The sequence below is a fragment of the Burkholderia sp. Ax-1720 genome, assembly GCF_011753035.1.
Lineage (GTDB): Bacteria > Pseudomonadota > Gammaproteobacteria > Burkholderiales > Burkholderiaceae > Burkholderia > Burkholderia gladioli.
This window is the reverse complement of record NZ_VWWK01000253.1, coordinates 1-7,542: the sequence shown is the minus strand read 5'-3', so window position 1 is coordinate 7,542 and position 7,542 is coordinate 1. Positions and strand designations below refer to the sequence as shown.

At 69.7% G+C, this 7,542-nt stretch carries 8 protein-coding genes and 1 pseudogene; 3 read left to right on the top strand and 6 right to left on the bottom strand.

Annotated features, from left to right (window positions below; all coding sequences use genetic code 11):
- Window positions 1–49 precede the first annotated feature (49 nt).
- The 3 genes from F3J18_RS34335 to F3J18_RS34325 form a co-directional block, all read right to left on the bottom strand.
- Window positions 50–1,270, bottom strand: a complete 1,221-nt coding sequence (locus tag F3J18_RS34335) for a benzoate/H(+) symporter BenE family transporter (protein WP_166916533.1) — start codon at window positions 1,268–1,270, stop codon at window positions 50–52.
- Between the two features lie 130 nt (window positions 1,271–1,400).
- Window positions 1,401–2,576, bottom strand: coding sequence for a VWA domain-containing protein (locus F3J18_RS34330; protein WP_025096535.1), 1,176 nt, complete (start codon window positions 2,574–2,576; stop codon window positions 1,401–1,403).
- 151 nt (window positions 2,577–2,727) lie between these two features.
- Window positions 2,728–3,570 carry a MoxR family ATPase gene (locus tag F3J18_RS34325; RefSeq protein ID WP_013698955.1) on the bottom strand — a complete coding sequence of 281 codons (843 nt, stop codon included), beginning with the start codon at window positions 3,568–3,570 and terminating at the stop codon, window positions 2,728–2,730.
- A 282-nt stretch (window positions 3,571–3,852) separates the two neighbouring features.
- On the opposite strand from F3J18_RS34325, the gene F3J18_RS34320 reads away from it, so the two are divergent.
- The gene (locus F3J18_RS34320) at window positions 3,853–4,215 is read left to right on the top strand and encodes a cytochrome c (protein WP_013698954.1); all 363 of its coding nucleotides are present in this window, start codon (window positions 3,853–3,855) and stop codon (window positions 4,213–4,215) included.
- A 39-nt stretch (window positions 4,216–4,254) separates the two neighbouring features.
- Window positions 4,255–4,623, top strand: a complete 369-nt coding sequence (locus tag F3J18_RS34315) for a c-type cytochrome (protein WP_025096534.1) — start codon at window positions 4,255–4,257, stop codon at window positions 4,621–4,623.
- Between the two features lie 142 nt (window positions 4,624–4,765).
- On the opposite strand, the gene F3J18_RS34310 is transcribed toward F3J18_RS34315, so the two are convergent.
- Window positions 4,766–5,200 (bottom strand): DUF1841 family protein, encoded by a 435-nt coding sequence (locus F3J18_RS34310; RefSeq protein WP_013698952.1) that lies wholly within the window; start codon window positions 5,198–5,200, stop codon window positions 4,766–4,768.
- Window positions 5,201–5,429: 229 nt separating this feature from the next.
- Between F3J18_RS34310 and F3J18_RS34305 the strand changes: the two genes are divergently transcribed.
- A complete protein-coding gene (locus tag F3J18_RS34305; protein WP_036049681.1) occupies window positions 5,430–6,365 on the top strand; it encodes a DMT family transporter in 936 nt (311 codons plus the stop codon).
- Window positions 6,366–6,505: 140 nt separating this feature from the next.
- Here the strand turns inward: F3J18_RS34305 and nth are convergent, their stop codons facing one another.
- Window positions 6,506–7,150 carry an endonuclease III gene (nth, locus tag F3J18_RS34300; RefSeq protein WP_036039498.1) on the bottom strand — a complete coding sequence of 215 codons (645 nt, stop codon included), beginning with the start codon at window positions 7,148–7,150 and terminating at the stop codon, window positions 6,506–6,508.
- Window positions 7,147–7,542 (bottom strand): annotated as a pseudogene (locus F3J18_RS34295) (electron transport complex subunit RsxB); the annotation flags it as partial. The gene nth and the pseudogene F3J18_RS34295, both read right to left, overlap by 4 nt.

Sequence of the window (7,542 nt, the reverse complement as noted above, 5' to 3'; positions counted from 1 at the left end):
GTTCGGCCGGCCGCGCGCGCTTCGGGCGGCCCGGGTGGCCCGGGTGGCATCAGGCGCCGGGCTCGCGCCGCGCGTTCAGGATCAGTTGCGTGATCACGCCGGCCACCAGGCCCCAGAAGGCCGAGCCGATCGACAGCAGGGTCAGCCCCGAGGCGGTCACCATGAAGGTCACCAGGGCGGCCTCGCGCTGGCGCAGGTCCTGCATCGCGTTGGCCAGGCCGCTCATGATCGAGCCGAACAGCGCCAGCGCCGCCACCGAGACCACCAGCGCCTTGGGCAGCGCATCGAACAGCGCCGCGATGGTGGCGCCGAACACGCCCGCCACCAGGTAGAACAGGCCGCACCAGACCGCGGCCGGATAACGCCGCGCGCGATCCTCGTGCGCCTCGGGGCCGGTGCAGATGGCGGCCGTGATGGCGGCCAGGTTGATGCCGTGCGAGCCGAACGGCGCCAGCGCCAGCGAGGCGATGCCGGTGGTGGCGATCAGCGGCGAGGAGGGCGTCGCGTAGCCGTCGGCGCGCAGCACGGCGATGCCGGGCACGTTCTGCGAGGCCATCGCCACCACGAACAGCGGGATCCCGATGCTGACGATCGCCGACAGCGAGAAGGCCGGCACGGTGAGCACCGGATGCGCCAGGGCGATCTGGAAGCGGCTGAAGTCGAGCAGGCCCAGCGCGCCGGACATGGCCGTGCCGGCCGCCAGGGTGGTGACGATCGCGTAGCGCGGCGCGAGCCGCTTGACCACCAGGTAGGTGAGGAACATGACGATCACCAGCGCGGTCTGGAACTGCGCGGCGCGGAAGATCTCGATGCCGATCTCGAACAGGATGCCGGCCAGCAGCGCCGAGGCGATGCCGGCGGGGATCCGCCGCATCAGCGCATCGAACAGGCCGCTCAGGCCGACCGCGGTGAGCAGCAGCGCGCACACCACGAAGGCGCCGATCGCGTACGGGTAGGGCACGCCGGGCAGCGAGGCCACCAGCAGCGCGGCGCCCGGCGTCGACCAGGCCACCACCACCGGCGCGCGATAGCGCAGCGACAGGCCCACCGTGGTCACGCCCATGCCGATCGACAGCGCCCAGATCCAGGACGAGATCTGCGCGTCGCTCAGGTGGGCGGCGCGGCCGGCCTGGAACATCAGCACCAGCGAGCTGGTATAGCCGGTCATCATCGCGACGAAGCCGGCGACCAGCGCCGACAGCGAGGTATCCGCGAAGAAGCGCGGGGCGGAGGCGGCCGGCGGCGTGCCGGGCGCTGGGGACGGATTCATGTTGCGAAGGCTCCGAGCGGGGAGGGAAGACGGTTCACGCGCCGCGCGGAACGCGACGGGCAATCCGGCGGCGCGGGGAGGATACAGCGGGTTGGGGCGGAACGGGGCGGCGGCGAAGCCGGCGGGGGCGCTACTTGCTCAGCTGCCGCATCGCGGCTTCCAGGCCGGCCAGCGTGAGCGGGTACATGCGCGCGCCCAGCAGGTCGCGAATGATCGCGATCGACTGCCGGTATTCCCATAGTCGCTCGGGCTCGGGATTGAGCCAGGCATGGTTGGGGAACTGGTCGGCGAGCCGGCGCAGCCACACGGAGCCGGCCTCGGGATTGTTGTATTCTACCGAGCCGCCGGGCTGGGCGACTTCATAGGGGCTCATGGTGGCGTCGCCCACGAAGATCAGCTTGTAGTCGGCGCTGAACTTGTGGATCACGTCCCAGGTGGGCGTGCGCTCGGCGTGGCGACGCCGGTTGTTCTTCCACAGGTAGTCGTAGACGCAGTTGTGGAAGTAGTAGAACTCCAGGTGCTTGAACTCGGCCTTGGCCGCCGAGAACAGCTCCTCGGTGCGCGCGATGTGGTCGTCCATCGAGCCGCCCACGTCGAGCAGCATCAGCACCTTCACCCTGTTGTGCCGCTCGGGCACCATGCGCAGGTCGAGCCAGCCGGCATTGGCGGCCGTGCTGCGGATGGTGCCGGGCAGGTCGAGCTGGTCGGCCGCGCCCTCGCGCGCGAAGCGGCGCAGCCGGCGCAGCGCGACCTTGATGTTGCGGGTGCCGAGCTCGACCGAATCGTCGTAGTCGCGATAGGCGCGCGCCTCCCAGACCTTCAGCGCGGTGCGGTTGCCGTTGGACGGCCCGCCGATGCGGATCCCTTCCGGGTTGTAGCCGCCATGGCCGAACGGCGAGGTGCCGCCGGTGCCGATCCACTTGTTACCGCCTTCGTGGCGCGCCTGCTGTTCGTCGAACAGCTCGCGCAGTCGCTCCATCAGCTTGTCCAGGCCGCCGAGCGCCTCGATCTGCGCCTTTTCCTCGGCCGTCAGTTCGCGCTGCAGCTTCTTCTCGAGCCAGTCGGCCGGGATCTCGAAGGCCTCGGCCGGCAGCGCCGCGACGCCGTGGAAGTAGCGGCCGAAGGCCTGGTCGAAGCGGTCGAAATACTGCTCGTCCTTCACCAGGGTCATGCGCGCGAGGTAGTAGAAGGCGTCGATCGACGGCGGGATCACCTCCTGGCGCAGCGCGTCGAGCAGCATCAGGTATTCCTTGACCGAGACCGGCAGCTTGGCCGCGCGCAGCGAATAGAAGAAGTCGATCAGCATCGGCGCGCTCCGGGTTCGGCCGCGCGCGCCGGCGCCCGGCCGGGCGAACCGGCAAGGCGGCAGGAAACGGGACGGGGCGCGCGGGACATGGGGATCAAGGGCGGGGGATCAAGGGCGGGGGATCAAGGGCGGGTGATCGAGGGCGGCGGGTTCAGCGGTTGTGGCGGTTCATCTGCACCAGCCGCTCGAACAGGCTCAGATCCTGCTCGTTCTTGAGCAGCGCGCCGGCCAGCGGCGGCACCACCAGCTTGTGGTCGGTCGAGCGCAGCGCCTCGGGCGGGATGTCCTCGGCCAGCAGCAGCTTGAGCCAGTCGAGCAGTTCGGAGGTCGAAGGTTTCTTCTTGAGCCCCGACACGCCGCGCAGCTCGAAGAAGCTCTCGAGCGCGGTGCGCACCAGCGCCTGCTTGATGCCGGGGTAGTGGACCTCGATGATGCGCTGCATCGTGGAGGGATCGGGGAACTGGATGTAGTGGAAGAAGCAGCGGCGCAGGAAGGCGTCCGGCAGCTCCTTCTCGTTGTTCGAGGTGATGATCACCAGCGGCCGGTGCCTTGCCTTCACCAACTGGCGCGTTTCATACACATGGAACTCCATGCGGTCGAGCTCGCGCAGCAGGTCGTTGGGGAATTCGATGTCGGCCTTGTCGATCTCGTCGATCAGCAGCACGCAGGGCTCGTCGGCCTCGAAGGCTTGCCACAGCACGCCGCGCACGATGTAGTTGGCGATCTCCTTGACGCGCTCGTCGCCGAGCTGGGAATCGCGCAGCCGCGAGACCGCGTCGTATTCGTAGAGACCCTGCTGCGCCTTGGTGGTCGACTTGATGTGCCACTGCAGCAGCGGCATGCCGAGCGCGGCGGCCACTTCCTCGGCCAGCATGGTCTTGCCGGTGCCGGGCTCGCCCTTCACCAGCAGCGGGCGCTGCAGCGTCAGCGCGGCGTTGACGGCGAGCTTCAGATCGTCGGTGGCGACGTATTGCGAGGAACCTTCGAAGCGCATGGCGGCTTGTTTCCCGGCGAAAAATCCCAGTATAAGTCAAAGGCGCTGTTGCGTCGGCGCATCGCTTGGTACTGTAGCGGGCGCTGCGGCGGCGGCCTCCGGCGGGCCTTCGAGGGGTGTCCCGGGGCCGTCGCGGGGCAGGGCCGGCGCGGGTGGACTGCGTCGTCGGCAGCGCGGTACAATCGGGCCGACTTTCGGCCTGCGTGTCTCACCTATAAGCAAAATGACGCGGTCCGTTGCCTTACCGGGCGACAGGTTTTCCCCTCAAGCTAGGTACAAGCTATGAACAATTTCGTCGGCAAACAGGTCGTGGCCGCGGCGCTCATGGCGCTTCTGGCCACCGCATCGCAGGCGGCTGGGGCGGCGGGCAACCCGAAGGACGGGGCCAGCAAGGCTGCGATGTGCATCGGCTGTCATGGCATCGAAGATTACCGCACGGCGTATCCGGAGGTGTACCGGGTACCGCTGCTCGGCGGACAGAATCAGCAATACCTGGAAAACGCGCTCAAGGCGTATCGCAAGAAGGACCGGCATTTCGCGTCGATGAACGCGATCGCCGCCTCGCTGAGCGACCAGGACATCGCGGACCTCGCCGCGTACTACGCCTCCCAGAAGCCCGATTCGAAGATCAATCCCTACAAGTAAAGCCCGCGCTGGCGTTTGCTCAGCAGGACAGGAGCCCTCATGAACAAGCATCAACCGGCATTGCGCATTGCGGCGGCGTTCGCGCTGGCCGCCTGTTTCGCGACGGGCGCCGCGCACGCGGCCGACGCGGCGCGGGGCAAGCAGCTGGTCGAATCGCACAACTGCGCCGCATGCCACGGCACCAAGTTCGACAATCCGATCAACGCCGAGTACCCGCGCCTGGCGGGCCAGCGCTCCGACTACCTGGTCTGGGCCATGCGCCAGTACCAGATGGGGCTCGACAACCCGCTGCTGGGGCGCGACAACGCCATCATGCGCGCCCAGGTGCAGAGCCTGTCGATCAGCGACATGCAGGACATCGCCGCCTACCTGGAGTCGCTGCCGGGCAGCCTGGTGTTCAAGAAGTGACGGCCTGAGCGGGCGCCTCGCGTCCGCGTCGTCGAGAGCCGCGGGCAGGGCGCGCGCGGCATGCCCCGCTTTGGCGGGGCATTTTTTTGCGTGGAGCCTGGCGCCGGCGCCGTGCGCAGGGCCGCGCCGGTGCCCGTCGGCCTCAGTCGCGCGAGGCGCGGCGCAGGATTCGTTGCAGGTAGGCGTCGGTGTCGGGCGGCGTATTGGTGCGCTGCGCTTCCCAGATCGTCTCGCCCAGGCAGTCCATGATCGCGTGCTGCGCGTCGTGCGCCGAGGGCAGCCGCGCGGCCAGCTTCTCGTGCGCGGCGCGAATGCCCGGCGGCTGGTCGATCGACAACTGCTCGCTGATCGCCAGGTGCATCGACAGGTGCAGGAACGGGTTGGTGCGGCCCGCCTCCGGCGAATACTCGCGCGAGGCGGCGCCTTCGCCCTCGTCGAGCTCGGCGTGGTATTCGGGATGCTCGACGATCCAGTCGGCGGCGATCGCTTCCAGCGGCGTGAGGATCTCGCCCTTGCGCTGCTTGCGGCGGGCGTCGATGAAGAAGCGACGGACTTCGTCGCGGCTCGGGTTGAACATGATTCGGGGGACGTTGGGGCGCGGCGGCGTGCTGCGGAAGCGGCCATTCTACGCCGGCCGGCGGGAGGCTGCCTCCGGGCGGGGCAGGCCGCGGGCGGGGCCGGGCAGGTGCCTGCCGCGTGGATCGGCATTGTTCCCGACTATCGGGGCGCGAGCGCGCTCGCTAGAATCGATCGCTTGCCGTTGCGCTGCCGCGGCTTCCCCTCATTTCGTTCGCTCAGGCCCATCCATGGTCACCGCCCTTGCCCAGGCCCCGTCGTCCGCCGCGGTTCGCGGCGCCCTGTTCGTCGCGCTGTCCGCCGTCGCGTTCGGCGCGATGGCGATCTTCGGCCGCTACGCCTACGCGGCCGGCGTCGACGTGCTGGGGCTGCTGATCGTGCGCTTCGGCATCGGCGGCGCGCTGCTGGCGCTGATCGCGTGGCGGCGCGGCGTGGCCTGGCCCGGCGCACGCGCGCGAGTGCGCATCGCCGCGATGGGCGCGCTCGGCTACGTCGGCCAGTCGTTCTGCTATTTCACCGCGCTGCAGCATGCGCAGGCCAGCCTGGTGGCGCTGCTGCTCTACCTGTACCCGGCCTTCGTGACCCTGCTCGCGGCCTGGTGGCTCGGCGAGCGGCTGACCCGCGTCAAGGCGATGGCCCTGGTGCTGTGCGTGGCCGGCTCGGCGCTGATGGTGGGCGGCGGGCATGGCGAGCCGCTCGGCATCGCGCTGTCGCTGGCGGCGGCCGTGATCTATTCGCTCTACATCGTGGCCGGCACGCGCGCCACGCGCGGCGTGGACCCGCTCGCGACCACCGCGATCATCTGCATCGCCGCCACGCTGATGTTCACGCTGATCGCCCTGGCGCGCTGGGCTGCCTTCGGCGTCGCGCCGCAATGGCCGCAGGCGGGTTCGGGCTGGCTCGCGCTGGTGGCCATCGCCCTGGTGTCGACGGTCGGCGCGATGCTGGCCTTCTTCGCCGGGCTGTCGCTGCTGGGCGCGGCGCGCACCGCCATGCTCTCGACGCTGGAGCCGGTGGTCACGGTGGCGCTGGCCGCGCTGCTGTTCGGCGAGGCCTTGTCGCCGATGCAATGGGCGGGCGGCGTGGCGATCCTGGTGGCCGTGCTGTGGCTGGTGAAGGCGGGCGGCAAGGCCGACGACGCGGCGACCGCCACCGCGAATGCCTGATCCGCGAGGCGGGCGGATTCCTGAACGATGCCGCGCAACGCATCGCAGTGCGAATCAATCGGCGCGGGGTGAGGCGAGGTCGGACCGGCGTGATGCAGACTTGACGACGCGGTGCCCGGCGGGCGCGCACCGCGCCGGTCTCATTCGAGCGGCGCCGGCGTCTTGGGCTTGAAATCGCAGAGCGGTTCGATCGCGCAATGCCAGCATTCGGGCCGGCGCGCCTTGCAGACGTAGCGGCCGTGCAGGATCAGCCAGTGATGCGCGTCCTGCAGGAATTCCGCCGGCGTGAATTTCTCCAGCGCGATCTCCACTGCGCGCACGTCCTTGCCCGGCGCGAGCCCGGTGCGATTGGCGACGCGGAAGATATGCGTGTCGACGGCGATGGTCGGATGGCCGAAGGCGGTATTGAGCACCACGTTCGCGGTCTTGCGACCGACCCCGGGCAGCGCCTCGAGCGCCTCGCGATCGGCCGGCACCTCGCCTGCGTGCTGCTCCAGCAGGATCCGGCAGGTCGCGACCACGTTCTTCGCCTTGGTCTTGTAGAGCCCGATGGTCTTGATGTAGTCGGTCACGCCGGCCTCGCCGAGCGCGAGCACCTGGCTGGGCGTGTTCGCCACCGGGAACATGCGCCGCATCGCCTTGTTGACCGACACGTCGGTGGCCTGCGCCGACAGCATCACCGCGATCAGCAGCTCGAACGGCGTGCTGTATTCGAGCTCGGTGGTCGGGTGCGGATTGAGGCTGCGCAGCGTTTCGTAGATCGCGCGTCGTTTGGTGGCGTTCATGCGTTGCGTGGCGGTTGGGTCGGCGAATCGTCGCCGGGTTGGCTCTTCGATTCGTCGGCGGGTCGATCGCCGGCGCCCGGCGGCTCGCCACCGGCCTGCGCGGCCTGTTCGGCCGCGCGGCGTTCCTGCTCGATGCGCCGGCGGCGCGCTTCGGCCGCGTCGATCTGCGCCTGCACGGCGGGGCTCACGTTCTCGGTGTTCTTCGGCGCCTCGCCGCTGGCGGCCAGTTCTTCCTTCTTCTTGCGCGCGCGCTCAAGCGCGGCCGCGATGATCGCGCGTTTCTTCGCTTCGGGATCGTCGGCGGGCGCGGCGGTGCTCGATGCGGCCGGGGCAGACGCGGCAGGGGCAGACGCGGCGGCCGCGGCGGTTTGCGCGGCCTGCGCCGCGCTGGC

What these genes read in the sequence shown, in the direction of transcription:
- F3J18_RS34335 (WP_166916533.1), bottom strand. Translation starts at nt 1,270, where the DNA reads ATGAATCCGTCCCCAGCGCCCGGCACGCCGCCGGCCGCCTCCGCCCCG.
- F3J18_RS34330 (WP_025096535.1), bottom strand. Translation starts at nt 2,576, where the DNA reads ATGCTGATCGACTTCTTCTATTCGCTGCGCGCGGCCAAGCTGCCGGTC.
- F3J18_RS34325 (WP_013698955.1), bottom strand. Translation starts at nt 3,570, where the DNA reads ATGCGCTTCGAAGGTTCCTCGCAATACGTCGCCACCGACGATCTGAAG.
- F3J18_RS34320 (WP_013698954.1), top strand. Translation starts at nt 3,853, where the DNA reads ATGAACAATTTCGTCGGCAAACAGGTCGTGGCCGCGGCGCTCATGGCG.
- F3J18_RS34315 (WP_025096534.1), top strand. Translation starts at nt 4,255, where the DNA reads ATGAACAAGCATCAACCGGCATTGCGCATTGCGGCGGCGTTCGCGCTG.
- F3J18_RS34310 (WP_013698952.1), bottom strand. Translation starts at nt 5,200, where the DNA reads ATGTTCAACCCGAGCCGCGACGAAGTCCGTCGCTTCTTCATCGACGCC.
- F3J18_RS34305 (WP_036049681.1), top strand. Translation starts at nt 5,430, where the DNA reads ATGGTCACCGCCCTTGCCCAGGCCCCGTCGTCCGCCGCGGTTCGCGGC.
- nth (WP_036039498.1), bottom strand. Translation starts at nt 7,150, where the DNA reads ATGAACGCCACCAAACGACGCGCGATCTACGAAACGCTGCGCAGCCTC.